16 protein-coding genes and 1 pseudogene are annotated in these 16,632 nt (G+C 36.2%); 10 read left to right on the top strand and 7 right to left on the bottom strand.

The window, feature by feature from the left end:
- Nucleotides 1-82: 82 nt before the first annotated feature.
- From ACLHDF_RS03015 to ACLHDF_RS02995, 5 genes are all read left to right on the top strand, one after another.
- Nucleotides 83-271, top strand: coding sequence for a hypothetical protein (locus ACLHDF_RS03015; RefSeq protein ID WP_413917545.1), 189 nt, complete (start codon nucleotides 83-85; stop codon nucleotides 269-271).
- A gap of 137 nt (nucleotides 272-408) precedes the next feature.
- Nucleotides 409-564: a CotD family spore coat protein gene (locus ACLHDF_RS03010; protein WP_413917544.1), complete on the top strand. Its 156-nt coding sequence runs from the start codon at nucleotides 409-411 to the stop codon at nucleotides 562-564.
- 199 nt (nucleotides 565-763) lie between these two features.
- On the top strand, nucleotides 764-871 hold the full coding sequence (locus ACLHDF_RS03005; protein ID WP_413917543.1) for a YjcZ family sporulation protein: 108 nt from the start codon (nucleotides 764-766) through the stop codon (nucleotides 869-871).
- 285 nt (nucleotides 872-1,156) lie between these two features.
- On the top strand, nucleotides 1,157-1,309 hold the full coding sequence (yjcZ, locus tag ACLHDF_RS03000) for a sporulation protein YjcZ (protein WP_413917542.1): 153 nt from the start codon (nucleotides 1,157-1,159) through the stop codon (nucleotides 1,307-1,309).
- A gap of 191 nt (nucleotides 1,310-1,500) precedes the next feature.
- Nucleotides 1,501-1,917 carry a helix-turn-helix domain-containing protein gene (locus tag ACLHDF_RS02995; RefSeq protein WP_413917541.1) on the top strand — a complete coding sequence of 139 codons (417 nt, stop codon included), beginning with the start codon at nucleotides 1,501-1,503 and terminating at the stop codon, nucleotides 1,915-1,917.
- A 172-nt stretch (nucleotides 1,918-2,089) separates the two neighbouring features.
- Here ACLHDF_RS02995 and ACLHDF_RS02990 read toward each other — a convergent pair whose 3' ends face one another.
- Nucleotides 2,090-2,638, bottom strand: coding sequence for a TetR/AcrR family transcriptional regulator (locus ACLHDF_RS02990; RefSeq protein ID WP_413917540.1), 549 nt, complete (start codon nucleotides 2,636-2,638; stop codon nucleotides 2,090-2,092).
- A gap of 210 nt (nucleotides 2,639-2,848) precedes the next feature.
- Between ACLHDF_RS02990 and ACLHDF_RS02985 the strand changes: the two genes are divergently transcribed.
- The 3 genes from ACLHDF_RS02985 (at nucleotide 2,849) to ACLHDF_RS02975 (ending at nucleotide 5,095) form a co-directional block, all read left to right on the top strand.
- Entirely contained in the window at nucleotides 2,849-3,604 is a 756-nt protein-coding gene (locus tag ACLHDF_RS02985) for a carboxymuconolactone decarboxylase family protein (RefSeq protein ID WP_413917539.1), read from the top strand.
- 135 nt (nucleotides 3,605-3,739) lie between these two features.
- Nucleotides 3,740-4,603, top strand: a complete 864-nt coding sequence (locus ACLHDF_RS02980) for an aldo/keto reductase (RefSeq protein ID WP_413917538.1) — start codon at nucleotides 3,740-3,742, stop codon at nucleotides 4,601-4,603.
- Nucleotides 4,604-4,684: 81 nt separating this feature from the next.
- A complete protein-coding gene (locus ACLHDF_RS02975; protein ID WP_413917537.1) occupies nucleotides 4,685-5,095 on the top strand; it encodes a cupin domain-containing protein in 411 nt (136 codons plus the stop codon).
- Nucleotides 5,096-5,224: 129 nt separating this feature from the next.
- Here ACLHDF_RS02975 and ACLHDF_RS02970 read toward each other — a convergent pair whose 3' ends face one another.
- The 3 genes from ACLHDF_RS02970 to ACLHDF_RS02960 form a co-directional block, all read right to left on the bottom strand.
- Nucleotides 5,225-5,932: an SDR family NAD(P)-dependent oxidoreductase gene (locus ACLHDF_RS02970; protein ID WP_413917536.1), complete on the bottom strand. Its 708-nt coding sequence runs from the start codon at nucleotides 5,930-5,932 to the stop codon at nucleotides 5,225-5,227.
- A gap of 132 nt (nucleotides 5,933-6,064) precedes the next feature.
- A complete protein-coding gene (locus tag ACLHDF_RS02965) occupies nucleotides 6,065-7,234 on the bottom strand; it encodes an MFS transporter (RefSeq protein ID WP_413917535.1) in 1,170 nt (389 codons plus the stop codon).
- Nucleotides 7,235-7,693: 459 nt separating this feature from the next.
- The gene (locus tag ACLHDF_RS02960; RefSeq protein ID WP_413917534.1) at nucleotides 7,694-8,797 is read right to left on the bottom strand and encodes an alpha/beta hydrolase; all 1,104 of its coding nucleotides are present in this window, start codon (nucleotides 8,795-8,797) and stop codon (nucleotides 7,694-7,696) included.
- 190 nt (nucleotides 8,798-8,987) lie between these two features.
- Between ACLHDF_RS02960 and ACLHDF_RS02955 the strand changes: the two genes are divergently transcribed.
- Nucleotides 8,988-9,890: a LysR family transcriptional regulator gene (locus ACLHDF_RS02955; protein WP_413917533.1), complete on the top strand. Its 903-nt coding sequence runs from the start codon at nucleotides 8,988-8,990 to the stop codon at nucleotides 9,888-9,890.
- A gap of 383 nt (nucleotides 9,891-10,273) precedes the next feature.
- Here ACLHDF_RS02955 and ACLHDF_RS02950 read toward each other — a convergent pair whose 3' ends face one another.
- Together ACLHDF_RS02950 and ACLHDF_RS02945 are read right to left on the bottom strand one after the other, a co-directional pair.
- Entirely contained in the window at nucleotides 10,274-12,337 is a 2,064-nt protein-coding gene (locus ACLHDF_RS02950; RefSeq protein ID WP_413917532.1) for a cation:proton antiporter, read from the bottom strand.
- A gap of 376 nt (nucleotides 12,338-12,713) precedes the next feature.
- Nucleotides 12,714-13,373, bottom strand: a pseudogene (locus ACLHDF_RS02945) (glycosyltransferase).
- Between the two features lie 450 nt (nucleotides 13,374-13,823).
- On the opposite strand from ACLHDF_RS02945, the gene ACLHDF_RS02940 reads away from it, so the two are divergent.
- Nucleotides 13,824-15,419, top strand: coding sequence for an acetolactate synthase large subunit (locus ACLHDF_RS02940; protein WP_413917531.1), 1,596 nt, complete (start codon nucleotides 13,824-13,826; stop codon nucleotides 15,417-15,419).
- Nucleotides 15,420-15,749: 330 nt separating this feature from the next.
- Here ACLHDF_RS02940 and ACLHDF_RS02935 read toward each other — a convergent pair whose 3' ends face one another.
- Complete coding sequence (locus ACLHDF_RS02935; RefSeq protein ID WP_413917530.1) at nucleotides 15,750-16,313, bottom strand: hypothetical protein; 564 nt, start codon at nucleotides 16,311-16,313, stop codon at nucleotides 15,750-15,752.
- Nucleotides 16,314-16,632 lie beyond the last annotated feature (319 nt).

Below are 16,632 nucleotides of genomic sequence, written 5' to 3'. Positions count from 1 at the left end.
AGGAGACAGATTAAGATTATACGGAGAAAGTTCTTATTTTTTTTCTATACAAATCACATAATATACGGAGGAGGTGATTGATATGGCAGATCAATCCAAAAAGTCAGAAAAAATGATATGTGAAGATCATAGTTCTCCAGTGGATGAAAGAAGCTACGATCTATACGAAGCTACGCGTAATTCACTTTTACGGAATGAATTAGATGACCGAAATAAAAACATTTTAAATAATATAGATAACGCAGCGATTGATGTTAATCTTAAGGAATAATTGACATCGGAAAATCCTTTACTCCTGTCAGAGTGAACCAAAAAGCACCTCATTTTTACTATTACAGAGCATCTTAAAAAGGTTATAGTGCTCTTCCTTAATAAAATACATCATCTTTTATTGGTCAAGATGTATTGGTGCCAGTGGTGTACCCTAGTCATACTACAAATGTTTATCAAAAAAATTATAAATATATGCACTCATTCCCGCCTACAGAACCTGTTGTATGTCAAGAAACACATCAACATTTTTTTGCTCCAAGCTGTTACCCTAGACCTTGCCCTTGGTGCTGATAGTCAAAAAACCCTTCATTTTAACAATGAAGGGTTCTTAATAGTTCAAAGTCATTGTGTTATTTAGATATCGCTAAACAAAGCAGCCCATTTTAAGCTTAAATCCAATCGATATCAGTTATCCATACATATAATATCTCAACCCATGTATATTCAAAGTTTTTTCCTTTAGTTAAATACAAAGAAAGGAAGTGTTTATATGTCTAGTTATGGTGGATTTGGTTCTGGTTTTGCTTTATTAGTTGTTCTATTTATTCTTCTTGTCATTATTGGATGCAGCTGTTGCGGCCGCGGATTTGGCTATTAATAACAATAAAAAAGTGTTTCTCTAATTTGAGAAACACTTTTTTATTCTAGGTTGTGTAGGGGGCTTTTATACGCAATAGAACTGATTGGGTGGATTCGAACAGTCTATTGCAGAGGGAGTAAAGTTCATCTATGGGATCTGAGGATGCTTCATTGTATGTAAAAGAAACTAAAAGGTTATTATTTTTTTATTTATATTGATGTAAAACCTATTCTATTTACTTCATGGAGCAAATTTTTTTTTTTATCATATGCTACATGTATGAAGGGTAAGGAGGTGGAGTTTATGTTCTTTGGCGGTTATGGCGGAGGTTGTGGCTATGGTTATGGTGGCGGCTGCGGTTACGGCGGAGGCAGTGGTTTTGCTTTAATCATCGTGCTGTTTATCTTATTAATCATTATCGGCTGTGTTTGTTGGGGAGGATTTGGCGGCTGCTAATTATTAGACTGCCTTTATCTCTAACTTAAAAAAGTTAGCTTTATGCTAGCTTTTTTTATTTGTTAATGGTGTACATATACAGCGATTATTACTTATATCAGCTATGTTAACCAATAGTTTACATCTTGTTACTAAGCGTTTATGGAATTTTTTACATGTTTATTGTAAGCTAAGCCTTAGAGGTGATGAAGGTGAATTTAGGGGAACAGTTACAGAAGTTAAGAGAAGAGAAACAGATATCGAGGGAAGAGTTAGCTGGGGAAATGAATGTATCAAGACAAGCCGTATATAAGTGGGAGAACAATAAAGGGTATCCTGATATTGAGAACCTTATTAAATTAAGTGAGCTATATAATGTGACGTTAGATGAACTAATTAAGGGAGATCAATCTTTTCAAAGCAAAATAGCAATTGACCGAAAAAAGAGTGAGGATTTATCAGATCCTGGTTTTGTTATTGGAATCATCCTTGTATTTGCAGGACTATTTTTTGATTTGGGTACATTTTCAGCTGGTGTTACCATACTAGGTTTTCTAACGATGTTTTTTTATGATGATTTAAAGAAAACCATTTGGAGTGTAAAGAAGGATTTTAAGGAAGAAAGGTAAGTGAAAAGGCTTTAAGAAATCTTAAAGCCTTTTTTTATGCCTATAATTTTTGTGTTGGTAACGAAAAACATTGTAAATGGTCATCATTTTCTTTTAGAGCATTTATTAATATACACTAGCTTTATACTGCGAGGGAATTGTCATTTATGTGTACCTGTAAAAACACAGTAAATTATTCTAAATTCCGGTCTAGCAATATCCCAGTTTGCTCGGCTATTACATCGGTTGGAACGTGCATGCCATTTTTAAACCACCATTCTACTGTCCCTACAACAGCTGAGGAAAAAAATTGAACAACAACCTCTTTGCGTAATCCTTTATTTTCTCCTCCAGTTGTATCAACTTCAGGGCTATACTCTTGGATGACTAACTTGAGAAAACGACTGCGAAAATAATGAGCGCCTTTACTTTCTAACATGGTGGAAAAGAATAAGTGGTGACGCTCAAAATATTCAAACCAAATATAATTTCCTTCTTGAAACGTCATATCAGCAGCCGAATGGCATAGGTCTCTAAGGTTATTCATATGCTCTTCAATCATCTTATCCAATAAATCGTATTTATCCACGTAGTGAAGATAAATAGTTCCTCGATTAACATTTGCTCTGTCAGCAATATCCTGAATGGTAATGTCATCAAATCGTTTTTGGGTCATTAATTCAGTAACTGCTTTTTTTATAGCCTCTTGGCTTTTGAGTATTCTTCTATCCACTTTAGCCACTTTAAAAACCTCACTTTTTTTAAAGATATTCAACAATATATCTTCATTTGTTGAGTAATCAACGAATCGCCTTCAATTAACGATTGAAAGGATCTTATTTACTTTTATAATTATAGACAGTTGTTGATTAATCAATCAATATTGATTTTCAGCAGACAGATAGATATTTTCAAAATTGTAGAAAAATGAAATTCAATAGGAGGAATGTTTATGGACCGTATTGACAAGAGTATAGAAAAATACAAGCAGCTGTTTGGGGATAGTGTTCCAGCTACACATGTTACCGATCCGGATTTTCAGGACATTCTGAGCCATTTTATTTTTGGAGAAGTTTTTTATCAAGGTGATCTAGATGACAAGCAGCGCGAGCTAATTACATTGGTAGTTCTGGCTATTAACCAGACGCTGCCTCAATTAAAAGCACATGTTAGCGCAGCACTGAATGTTGGGCTAACACCTGTAGAAATTAAAGAGGCTGTTTACCAGTGTGCACCATATATTGGATTTCCAAAAACGTTAAATGCCATCAATGAAGTTAATGAAGCTTTTAAAGCGAAGAATATCGCTTTACCGCTTGAAAGCCAAAAGACGGTAGATGAAAATAATCGTTTGCAAAAAGGACTTGCTACTCAAGTAGAGATTTTTGGAGATGTTATAAAAAAAATGCAGGAGACTGCTCCATTGAATCAAAAGCATATACAGGAATATCTTTCTGCTTTTTGCTTCGGAGATTTCTACACTCGCAGTGGACTTGATTTGAAAACAAGAGAGCTATTAACTCTCTGTATTGTAAGTGCGTTAGGCGGTGCTGAAGGTCAAGTGAAGGCACATGTACAGGGTAACCTGAACGTGGGAAATGACAAGGAAAGGTTGATTGATGCAATCACTCACTGTCTTCCATATATGGGCTTTCCAAGAACACTGAATGCATTAACTTGTATTAATGAAATTATTCTTGAAAACTAAAAAGAGATAGTAAATAGAGTAGGGGAGTCAAGACTCTCTGTTTTGTGTGAAAAATTTCCTGATAAGAAATGGGAAACCAAAGTATATAGGACAAGTTACTATAAAAAATAGAACGATTTAAAGGAGATAAAAAACATGTTTAACGAAACTTATAAATTATCAAACGGTATAGAAATTCCGCTATTAGGTCTTGGTACTTGGCTGCTTGATGATGAACAGGCAGCACAGGCAGTGCGTGATGCGGTATCTTTGGGATATCGCCATATTGATACTGCTAAAGCTTATATGAATGAAGCTGGTATAGGCGAAGGGATCCGTTCCTGCGGTGTTGCAAGAGAAGAACTTTTCCTTACAACAAAGGTTGCGGCAGAAGCGAAGACCTATGATGCAGTTACCGAGTCCATTGACGAGTCTTTAACAAAGATGGGGCTGGATTACATTGATCTTCTGATTATCCACAGTCCACAGCCTTGGAAGGAGTTCAGGGAAGAAAATCGTTATTTCGAAGAAAACAAAGAAGCATGGAAAGCAGTGGAGGACGCTTATAAGACAGGAAAGGTAAAAGCAATCGGCCTTTCTAACTTCCTTCAGGATGATATAGAGAATATTCTTTCAAGCTGTGAAATCAAGCCTATGGTCAATCAGATATTGGCACATGTGAGCAATACGCCTTTGGAATTAATTGAATTCTGTCAGAAGAAGGGCATCCTGGTAGAAGCATATTCACCAATTGCGCACGGTGCGGTTCTTGATAATGAAGAAGTTAAGGTAATAGCTGATAAGTACGGAGTATCTGTTGCTCAGCTTTGCCTACGCTATGATATTCAGCTTGATCTTGCAGTAATTCCTAAGACGGCAAATCCAGATCACATGAAAATCAATGCAGATCTTAATTTTGTTATCAGCGATGCAGATATGGAGATTTTGAAAAATGTAGAGCCCATTCAAGATTATGGTGAGCATAGCTACTTCCCGGTATTTGGTGGGAAATTAAAATAAACAAGTAACGAATGGGGACTTTTTATAGCAATGAATGAGCCAAAGAATACAACTATTAATAGTATTATTGGAGGAATCAAAATGGCAAAACATGAAGAAGTAAAAAATGGCGTTATTTTCCCAGTAGGCGAAAAAAATGAAGCATATGCACAATTTTTTGTAGGACAAAGTTATCTTCAAACATTAATCGCAGATCCTAAAGTGAATGTTGGAGTTGGAAATGTGACCTTTGAACCTGGATGCCGCAATAACTGGCATATTCATCGTGATGGATTTCAGCTTTTATTAGTAACAGGTGGCGAAGGTTGGTACCAAGAAGAAGGAAAACCTGCACAATTCTTAAAAGCTGGAGATGTTATTGTCACGCATGATGGTGTAAAACATTGGCATGGTGCTACGAAAGACAGCTGGTTTGAACACATTGCCATCACTGCAGGTACGCCGGAATGGTTAGAGCCCGTAAGCGATGAGGAATATAACAACATAAAATAATTGATTATATATATCTTAACAAAAAACCTACTGCCCAATGGGCAGTAGGTTTTTTGTTGTAAAATTAAGGTGTCATAAGAGATAATCTAACGTTTTTGTAGACGGGAATACCTTTAACTCTATAAAAATTCACCAATCGATTTGTTTTCCATCTTTAAAAAAGCCTCCGGAAGGTCCTTCAGGTCCAATCGTTGCTAACCAAAGGATAGAACTAGCAGCTTGCTGTGGATTTCTTGGAGCCGATGGTCCACCCATATCTGAGCTTACCCATCCCGGATCGACCGCGTTTATTTTGATATTATTATTACTTTCTGCAGCCACCAATTGTGTTAAGCCATTTAGAATAAGCTTAGACAACTTATAAGCGCCTACTCCTGGAGAAGACATTTCGCTCATAGCCCCGTATTCTGAGGAAACATTAATAATTCTTCCGTAGGCTTGCTGTTCCATAAGGGGCATAAAGGAACGGATCACATGGTAAGCACCAAAGAAATTCGTTGCCAGCGTTTTCTCTAGAACAGAAGGATCCATATTCACTAATTTTGTATGTTCATCGAGATATATGCCCGCATTATTAATCAATACATCTAATCTTCCGTATCGTTCACTTACTGTATTCACAGCTTGGAGGATACTTGTTTGATTATTTACATCCATCATCACAAACGAAACATTAAGATTAGATTCCTTCAGTTTTTGTGCGGCTTCATGACCAGTTTCTGAATTGCGACTTGTCAAAATGACTTTAAAACCATCCAACGCCAATTGCTTCACCAATTCATATCCAATACCGCGATTTCCGCCGGTGACCAGTGCAACTTTAGTGTGTTTTTCCATTTCAAATCCTCCATTTTTTATTTATTAATCCTGTAAGCATTGACTAGAACAGATTTCTGCTCTTCGTACATGTAATAAAAGAAAACAAAGGGATCCTTATTAGGGATCCCGAAAGAAAGTTGCGTTGATGTCTTATTTTGAAAGTTGACTCACAGGACGTTGCATGTAATTTCTTAGTAAAATAAATAATACGCTTAATACTAATGACAATATCCCAACTAGTACAACGTATTGTGTACCCATTTCTGATATAAATAATCCACCTACAGCTGTACCAATCGTTGTTCCTAAGTTAACGGATGATAAAAATAATCCATTGGCGAAATCAGGAGCTTCTGGAGCTGCAGATGAAATCCAATATTGATTAATATTCGTTCCTATACCAGCAAAGATTCCCCAAACTAAAGTCATGATAGCCATAGGCCAAGTAAACTGTCCTGTAAAGAATAAAATGATGTAAACGACTCCTAATGCAAAAGGAAAAACTACTACAGTTTTGATGGCATTTTTCGTAAGTAACTTCCCTGCGATAATGTTTCCAATAATATTTGCCACACCGAATAGAATTAACATGAAACTAATTAATTTTCCAGAAATATTCGTAACGGTTTTAAGATACTCGGCAAGATAACTATATACCCCGAATACTGCTGAATTCAATAAAAGGACAGCAATAATGGAAAGCCAAGTAACGGGTTTTTTTAATACGATTAACTGTGCTCCGTATGAAAGTCTTTCTTTAACAGGCATAGAAGGGAAGAATATCCATGTAGCAATAAATACTATAGCGTTAATGATAGCAAAAAACGTCATTGATATTTGAAACGAGACTGTACTTGCAAGAAAACTTGCGATTGGTACACCAAGTACCATACCTGCAGATACTCCAATAAAGACTTTGGAAACAGCTTTTGGAGCATCTTCCTTGCTAACTGAGTTAGCAGCCATTGTAAAAGCTGCTGAAAAATAGATTGGATGAAAGATGGCTGGAATCACACGCGCAATTATGGCAATGGCAAAGTTAGAAGTAAATATAGAGATGATGTTACCTAGAACGAAAATACCAAGTACAAGTAACATTGCCTTCTTACGATTGATTCCCAAAAATAATAACGGCATAGTTGGACCGGATATTGACACAGTAAGTGCAAAGAGACTCACCAGCCAACCGGCCTTCGATACACTGATATGAAAGTGATCAGCAATGTAGGGTAATATCCCTATAACTCCCATTTCAGCATTTATAATACCGAAAGCCCCTAAGGTTAGGACAAATATAAGGAACGTATTTTGTTTACACATAAAATAAATTTCCCTCTTTCTAAAAAGTGTTGTGTTCTAGTTGCTTTAAAGTGGGCTGTTTAAAGAGCTATTGTAATGTTTTCACTTAGTCACTTTTTCAATTGTAACTGTAAAATCACCATGAATATTTTCAAAGTTTTCTTTCCCTGATTCAATTTGACTTAGGATGATAAGATCATTTGTAGCATCCTCAAAACCATTATTAGTTGATTAACGTTAGTCTATTATTTCTAACTAGATACATAGCTGGGTAGAAGAATACCCGAAATCCAAGAAACCACTACAATATTTTTATTAAAATGACGAATGAAAATAAAATCCAAAAATTTATTTGAGCGGCTTTATCTTTAAAGTTTCGGATTCTATTTAGAAAAAAAGTATGAACCCCGACCATATAGGCCGGAATTCACACAAAGTACTATTAGCATGCAATGCTCTTTACAATCTTTAATACCAGATTTATTTTTTCTTCAGATTCTCTTTGAAGAAGGATTCAAGCTTGTCAAAAGGAATTAAATTCACTCGATCATACAAGTCCACATGACCTGCGCCTGGAACAATATAGAGCTCCTTCGGTTGGCCTGCTAGCTTGTAGGCGTCTTCACTGAACTCTCTAGAATGAGCATTTTCACCCGCGATGAACAGCATTGGACGAGGAGAAATCGTCTCTATGTCTTCGAACGGGTAAAAATTCATGAATTTAACGTTGCTGGTAAGTGTCGGATGAGTCGTAAGTTTTGGCGACGAACCTTTAGGCGTGTATTCACCTCTTGGAGTACGATAAAAATCATAAAACTCACGTTCAACGTCCGTAGAGTTTTCATTTAATTCATGTACCGTACCACTGGTGTATTTGGTTTTACCGCCGTTAAATTCCACATAGCGTTGCTCTGCTGCCTTTTCAAGAATCTTCTTTCTCTGCTCGACAGTCTGAGAGTGTTTAAGCCCGTTACGGTTAGCAGCCCCCATGTCGTACATGCTGACTGTCGCAATGGCTTTCATACGCGGGTCGAGCTTAGCTGCGCTAATGGCAAAGCTCCCACTGCCACAAATACCGAGAACACCAATTCTATCTCTATCAACAAATTTCCGGGTGCCTAGGAAATCCACTGCAGCACTGAAATCCTCTGCATAGATATCTGGTGAGACAGCGTTGCGAGGCTGGCCTTCACTTTCTCCCCAGAAGGATAAATCTAATGATAAAGTAACGAATCCTTTTTCAGCCATCTTCTGTGCATACAAATTTGCACTTTGTTCTTTCACTGCACCCATAGGATGTCCGACAATGATTGTAGGGTTTCTCGTTTTTTTATTAAGACCTTTTGGAATAAAAAGATTCCCTGCAACTTTCATGTTGTATTGATTTTCAAACGAAACCTTCTTTTTGATTACCTTCTTGCTTTTGTAAAAATTGTCTGCTCCATTGGACATATCTGGTTTATACGCAGCGGCGGTCTTCGATGCAGCGCTAACGTCGGTCTTTGATGAAACAATGGTCGCGGATACAAGCAAGCACAGGGCTATGACTTTGAATACACGTGTAATCATAGATTTTTTTTTCATTTTAAGCTCCTTTCAACTTTGAATAATTAAAGGCTTGGCTTTGGTGGTATAAGTCACCAAATAAACTCCTTTGTTGTTTATTCTAACTGTTCCTTTTGGGTATAAAAAATACTTATATCTTATAGCGTGATATGCTTGTTAAGCATTTCTAGAACATATACACTAAAACTTATGAAAGGAGGAAGGTTACATGGAATTTCGAGTTTTGCGGTATTTTCTTACGGTTGCAAGAGAAGGAAACATCACGAAGGCTGCTGATTTTTTACACGTTACACAGCCAACCTTGTCGAGACAATTAAAAGACCTTGAACAAGAGTTAGGTAAAAAATTATTTGTTCGCAGTAGTCACAGTGTCATTCTTACAGATGAAGGAATGCTTCTGAGAAACAGGGCAGAAGAAATCGTTAATATGGTCGATAAATTAGAGGCAGAATTTAGTTCCATGGAAGAAACAATAGGTGGTGATGTCTATATAGGTGGTGGGGAAACAGAAGCAATGAAACACATTGCACGAGTAGCAAAAGATGTACAGTTACGTTATCCCACTATACGATATCACCTCTACAGTGGAAACGAAGAAGATATAACGGAACGGCTTGACAAGGGGCTGCTTGACTTTGGTATTTTAATTCAACCAGCTGATATTTCAAAATACAATTATCTTAATATCCCTGCTAAAGATGTTTGGGGCGTTGTTATGAGAAGAGACAGTCATCTTGCCGTCAAAGAAAGCATTCAAGCTGCGGATTTATTAAAAGTTCCACTAATCTGTTCACGACAGGCAATGAAACAGACATTTTCAAAAAATGAATTTGCGGATTGGTTTGGTGAAGACTTTCATAAATTAAATATCGTCACTACATACAATCTTGCATATAATGCTGCTATTATGGTTGAAGAAGGCATTGGGTATGCAATAACACTTGATAAGATAGTAAATACATCTAATAGTAGTAAGCTTTGTTTCAGACCGTTAAAGCCAAGACTGGAATCAGGCTTAAATATTGTGTGGAAAAAGCATCATTTTCTTTCAGCTGCTGCTGATACGTTTTTAAAAGAACTGCAGGCAGAATTTTCACACTCTCCAAACTGACAGCAGCATCCGTCTCTGTTGGGTCAGTAATTTCCATTTTTACGTAGCAGAAACAAACATAATCAGTCTCTGGCTCAAATATATAGATTTAAAGCAGCTCCCACCTGAGACATTTTAAAGAGAGTTAATGTTGAAAACCGAGGACAGTAAAAGTATCTGCTCAATTAAAAAGGAATGTGAGGTTGAGGATTCTTTTAACTGTCTGCTAAATAGAGGGACTGGCATCTTTTAATGACTTATTATAAATCAAGTACCTTTTTTGTCCCTTAATAGCATAATCACGTATAGCAGAAATAAAAACCCTAGCCACAGATGTTGATGTGACAAGGGTTTTTGTTTTTAATTCAGTCTAATTTTTCAAGAATACATTAGACCCAATATTATTAGTCCTCATAATCACTTTTAAAAAGTAATTCTTTCGGGATTTCTGTACCACGTGAGCCTCGAATATCTGTTTCCTTCATTTCCGTGGGGTAGAACACGATGAAGTTCTCAAGATTCATTGAAGCTAATTTTTTCGGTGAAGTTTCTAATTCTGGGTGCCATGCCACAGTTCCTTTTCTAGCACTTAATAAAATCACAAGATCAGTGGACTTAATATTATTCAAAGCATTTTTATAAATGGAATTCCAGCAATCAATGGATTGGAACTCGACTTGGACATTAGGATGTACCTGTTCCGAAGCCTTTCTATAAGCTTCCAGGTCATCACGAATAACAAGGCCTTGAATGGTCGCATTGAGTTGGGATGCAATCCCTTTAATAATTGAAAGTGAATCTTCAAAACCCGGTTTGTGTACGATATTATTTGGCAGAATAAGAATCACTCGTTCCATCGTATTCAACGGCTGCTTGATCGTTGTTATAAGTGAGCGTTGATAGGTATGTTCAAGGAAATTATCAATAACTCTACCGAAGACCTTTTGACTTCCTTTACCTGAGCCATCCCATCCCACGATAATTGTTGTGATTCGTTCTTCTGTAGCAGCACGTTCAATGCCCCAGCCAATATTATGATCTACCCGTGTCAATAACTTAACGGGAATATCGGCCCCTGATGCATACGTAAGAGCGTGTCCAAGCATTCTTTCAGCTTGTGCTACGTCATTACCTGCTTGTTTTAAATCCTTTTGAACGACTGTTAAGGGATAAATCGGTTCTTCTGTCTTTTTCGCTTTTTTAAGAACAAATCCTAAATCAAGTAAAGATTCCATTGTATTGGAATTCGTAATTGTGATTAATATACGTTCCGGAAGCGTGTCGTTCAGTACTTCTTTATCCTGTGAAACAGCCAATTTTCTTCCATATTTTTCACACAGATAGGGTCCCAGAATACAAGTAACTAAAATAACAATAATTACAGCATTTATGATTTGCTGGTCAAATAATCCAAATTGATACCCAACCAACGTTATGGCTAATGTTGCTGCTGCATGTGTAGTGGAAAGTCCAAATATTACCTTGCTTTCAGTCTTAGAATAACCATATACTTTACTCGTAACCCAACTCGCAAGTAGTTTACTTCCGATTGCTACAATTGTAATTAATACAATAGTTAATAATGCTTTAGGGTTCGAAATAAGAACACTAAGATCCATTAACATGCCTACAGATAATAAGAAAAATGGAATAAATAAGGCATTTCCCGTAAAACGAATTCGATTCATTAATGGCCCATGATCGTAAATGTACCGATTTAAGGCTAGACCGGCTAAAAATGCACCGATGATTGGTTCTAATCCTACAAATAAGGAGATTGCTCCTGCAACGAATAAAATGGCCAGAACGAAATTAAATTCTGTTGTTCCTTCATTATTAGAACGTTTAAAGAACCACTTTGTCAGATAAGGGGTTAAAAGTAGAACAACTACAGCAAAAAGGGCAGTTGCAATAATCAAGTATACAAAAAAGCCAACTGTTAAATGGCCTTCAGAGGCACCTGTTATTACCGCAAGGAAAAGTAATGCCAAGCTATCTGTTAACAATGTACCGCCAACTGCTGTGGTGACAGCCTGGTTTTTCGCAACGCCAAGTCGGCTGATGGCAGGATATCCTAAAAGCGTATGTGTAGAGAAAATACTACCGAATAGAATCGCTGATAGCATACTGAGATCAAGCCATAATCCTACTAGTATCCCAAGAATTAAGGGGATTAAAAACGAGAGGAGGCCAAATAAAATACTGCGATTTCGGTATTTTTTGAAACCATCAAGGTCTAACTCAAGCCCTGCTATAAACATAATAAATAATAATCCAACTGTCCCAAGCAATTGAATAGTTGAATCTCGTGCTAATATTTCTAGCCCATTTGGTCCGACGATAATACCTGCAATAATGGGACCAATAATAGCAGGTATCCTCAGTTTCCCCATGAGTATAGGGAATAACAAAAAGATTAATACAGCAAAACCAAATATGAGAACTGGTTCTTTTAGAGGGAAGTGCATAGATATCCCAACCTCGCTTTCTACTCGCTAATTTTAGCATGAGTTTTTTTGCAAACGTCAATGGTACTATATATAATTTAAAAATTCTAGTCTCAAAACCTATTTGATAAACATTCCTTTTTTCTTTTTAAAATATCCTAAAAGGATAATTTTATTTATAAAATGAAGTATCTTGAGCAAACCACTCAAGACACCGTGAGGCATCATATTGTTATTTCTTCAGGCTCCTTACGAGAAAAGAAAGAAGCTGTATGTAATATATACTCTTAGTTCACATCATATTGCCTTCCGGAACACATGAAAAAGAACCCTTCTGCTAAAGGGTTCTCATACTGACTTTTTAAAAGAGCATCTTTAAAAAGTTCCTCGTCTTCTACTAGATATTCCTAAGGTTACTGAGTGAATTTCCCTGAAACTGCTTCACAACTCCTGCAGATATAGTATTTGCCATTAAGATGATATGTGAGACTCCTTCATCAATTGCAACGATTCTGGCTTCCCAATCTTTTGCTAAGCTTGTAGATAAATCATTTGTCACTAATTTTAGATGCATATATAGCAATTTTTTCAGATCTTCATTTTTTAAATAAGGGTTAGCCTGGCTAAGGAACGCTGCTATATCATCAGCATTTCGATACCATTCTTTGTTTAACTGATTTACCAAGGCTTTCTTTCCCGCTTTAGCTGCGTCTACAATCTTACCTGCAATCACGATATGTTCCTTAAGCAAATCCGTAAGTTTGTTCCCGGCTTTTTCTCCGTATATCGGCTTCACAGCATTTCCAATATCATCTTGATTTTTTAATAATCTTGTCAATACCTGTTTTTGGTCTTCTGATCCTGCTGTTGTTGCACTTGTAATATAATTACTTGTCCACAATACATGATCAATTCAAAGTCTCCTGAATTCATTTTCAAACTTTACCTGAGACTGACTAATACGATGTTCTTGTGCTTCAGCGCGAACAATATTTGGTCCAGCCAGCATATTTAGCGAAAATAACAAAATAAATCCCATCGATAATAATTTTTTTATGAAAACTGCTCCTTCCAATTTAAACGAGTGTCGGCTTTATTATTTATAGATGGAATTTTTTACATTCCGGAAAATGTTACTTTCTGATAGTAATTTTTATAGGGTACTTCTACACTTCCAATCAGCCAGATTGGGCGCAGGGTTACAGAGGGTACTTCTCTATAAAGGTATAGTAGAGAAAATGAAGACTTTTTTGTTAACTAACAAAGAAACAGGTAATGAGGAGTACTTTCATTACAATTTTTTTGAACCATCTAATTATTTATATGTTCTCTAAAAAATGTACTTAACATAGGAGGCTAATGGTAACACTATAAACAATCATTAGTGAGTATTGTTTATATTTAGGATTTTGGTTAGTTAAAACTAGAAAAGAACGAGATAAAGTTTAATAAGCTATTCCTTTTACATAAGCTTGGCACAATACTATCTAGAGAGGGGTCGAATAATATGAAAGTAACGGATACACTTGTTCAATGTTTAGAAAATGAGGGGGTTGAATATATTTTCGGAATACCTGGTAAAGAGACCTTGGATTTTGTTGATTCTTTATCTGACTCTAAACAGATTCAATTTGTGAATGTTCGGCATGAGCAAGGAGCTGCTTTTATGGCAGATGTATACGGAAGGTTAACAAACAAAGTAGGAGTATGTTTATCAACATTAGGCCCTGGAGCTACTAATTTATTGACAGGTATATCTAGTGCAAAGCTAGACCATTCCCCAATTGTAGCATTAACCGGACAGGCTGCTTTGGGAAGGCAGCATAAAGATTCGCATCAGTATATCGACATTATCAAAATGGTGGAACCGGCAACGAAGTGGCGTGTTCAGATAAAAGATTCACAAACGCTTCCTGAGGTTATTCGAAAAGCATTTAAAATTGCACAAATGGAAAAGCCAGGACCCGTAGTAGTAGAGTTGCCAGAAGACTTAGCAACTCAAATCGTTCCACTTAAACCTATTACACCTACACCTATACCAGTAAGCGTACCTCTAATGGAGTCAATTCAGGCTGCCAATACTCTTATTAAGCAGTATGAGAGACCTTTTGTTGTTGTCGGCAACGGCGTTGTTAGACAGGGAGCCGTGGATGAGCTTCAAACATTTATTAAATATCTTCAATCACCTGTTACACATAGTTATATGGCCAAAGGTATATTATCTAAGCATCATCCACAAAATTTCTTTACGTTTGGGTTTAATGAGAAAGATGAAGTGTTAGCAGGTATAAAGGAAGCTGACCTACTTATTGTAATTGGGTTTGATTTGGTCGAAAAGTTACCCAAAGAATGGAATGCGAAAAAAACATCAATCTTACATATAGATACTTTACCGGCAGAAATAGATGAGTATTATCCAGTGAAGGTAGAATTGGTAGGAAATATAAAGGAAACCCTAAGACTGTTCAATCAACTTGATATCCCACCTAAATCATGGGTTCCTTCTAAAAGTCTTCGGAGTCAAATTAAACAAGTTTATAACATTCAAGAAAAAAAGATAGATAGTAGTTTGCTGCCTTTAACAATCGAGAATATCTTGCATATTATTGACAAGCTATCTTCAGAGGAAACCATTGTGATTTCAGATGTGGGAGCTCATAAAGTATCTATAGCCCGAACTCATCAACCTAAAAACCCTAACAAGCTCATTATATCAAATGGCCTGGCTTCCATGGGTATTTCCTTACCAGGCTCAATTGGAGCTAAACTAGCCTGCCCTAATGGTCCAGTTATTTGTATTACTGGAGATGGAGGAGCTTTAATGAATTTTGCTGAACTAGAAACAGCTAAGCGCTTAGGGCTTTCATTCATCGTGGTTGTTTTAAATGACTCTACATTAAAAATAGAGCAGGAAATGATGAACAAAATGTTTGATAAGAGCTATGGAGTAACTTTTACAAACCCAGATTTTGTCCAATTGGCAGCCAGCTTTGGAATTAAAGGAGAACGGGCAAATAGTTTAGTCGAATTTGAAAATATAATAAAAGGAGCCTTAAAACATTCAGATGAGATTGTCCTAATTGACGTTCTTCTAAACAGCTGATTGCGATTTTTCCGTTATTTTAAAGAGGATTGGAATGGGAATTTTCTTTTAAGAGTAAGTAAAAATAAAGACATTTACTAGATACAACAGGTGGCAAGCTTACATTAAAAGTAGGTCACTGTGTATCTAGGAGTAATCCTAAAACGGGAAAGATTACGTAACTTATTATAAAAGAGACAGAGCTTATTGATTTTACAACAGAAGGGGATGTATTAAGACGCCAATTGATGTTAGCTTTTGAAAATAAAATGGATATTATTTACTCTTGAACCTATAAATCAACTGGAAGAACTAAACGAGTTATTTCTGTTACAGGATTGATTTGGAGATTTACAATGAAATAAATATTTTCAACCTTTTAAAATAAGCTAAGCTGAGTTCAACCCAGATCCAACTATAAAGGAAAGCAAATAAAAAAAGAAAGCAAGTAGTAGAAAGAGAAAAATTTTTGGAAATCATGGGACCTAATACTGGGAATTTGAAAACGTATAATAAGGTAATAATCCCAATAGTTAATAGAATGGCACCACTTATAATAATGTACAATCTCTGTTTAAAAAAGTAAAAAGCAACTCCTATGCCTATTCCCAATATCCCTGTTGTAAAAGGAAAAATAATAAGTTCACTTGGCTGGATAATCAGAAGAGTCAAATTTGTTAGGATATAGGTAATAATCCCTAGAGGGAGCGAAAGTATAAAACAAAAAAGAATAGGTGCGGTAGATAATGGACTAATGAAAATTCCTATTCCGGGTAAGAAACCTCCTGCTGACTGGAAGAGGGCTGCTAAGCTAGTAAAAAGAGCGCCTAATACAAGCTGCCTAGTTTTAGATAATTTCTTAAAAAAAAGCTGCCCAGATTTTACTTCATTCGAAATAGATTTTAAAAAGTACATGAATTTCACCTCGGTTTATTGTTTTTACATTATAGAGGGTTAAAAAGAGATTTAGACCATTGCCGAGATGTTAATTCTTACATGCGATATATCTATATGATTCTTTTTAAATATACGAGGAAAGTAAGTAGGAGGACTAATAAGTGCCTTTTACTTTTACAGAAATAGGTTATCCTAACCAACAAAATGATTATCTTAGTGCTATCCACAGTGAATTAGAAAAGGGGTGGCTCATAAATAGGTCAGATCCGTTAAAGTGAATCTCTTTATCTTGCTAAAGATCCATACTGCAGCCCATAAAATGAATTATTTTATGGGC

It is taken from the genome of Priestia megaterium, from assembly GCF_046599315.1.
Taxonomy (GTDB): Bacteria; Bacillota; Bacilli; order Bacillales; family Bacillaceae_H; genus Priestia; species Priestia megaterium_F.
The sequence above is the reverse complement of the archived record's forward strand: the minus strand, read 5'-3'. Positions and strand labels throughout refer to the sequence as shown.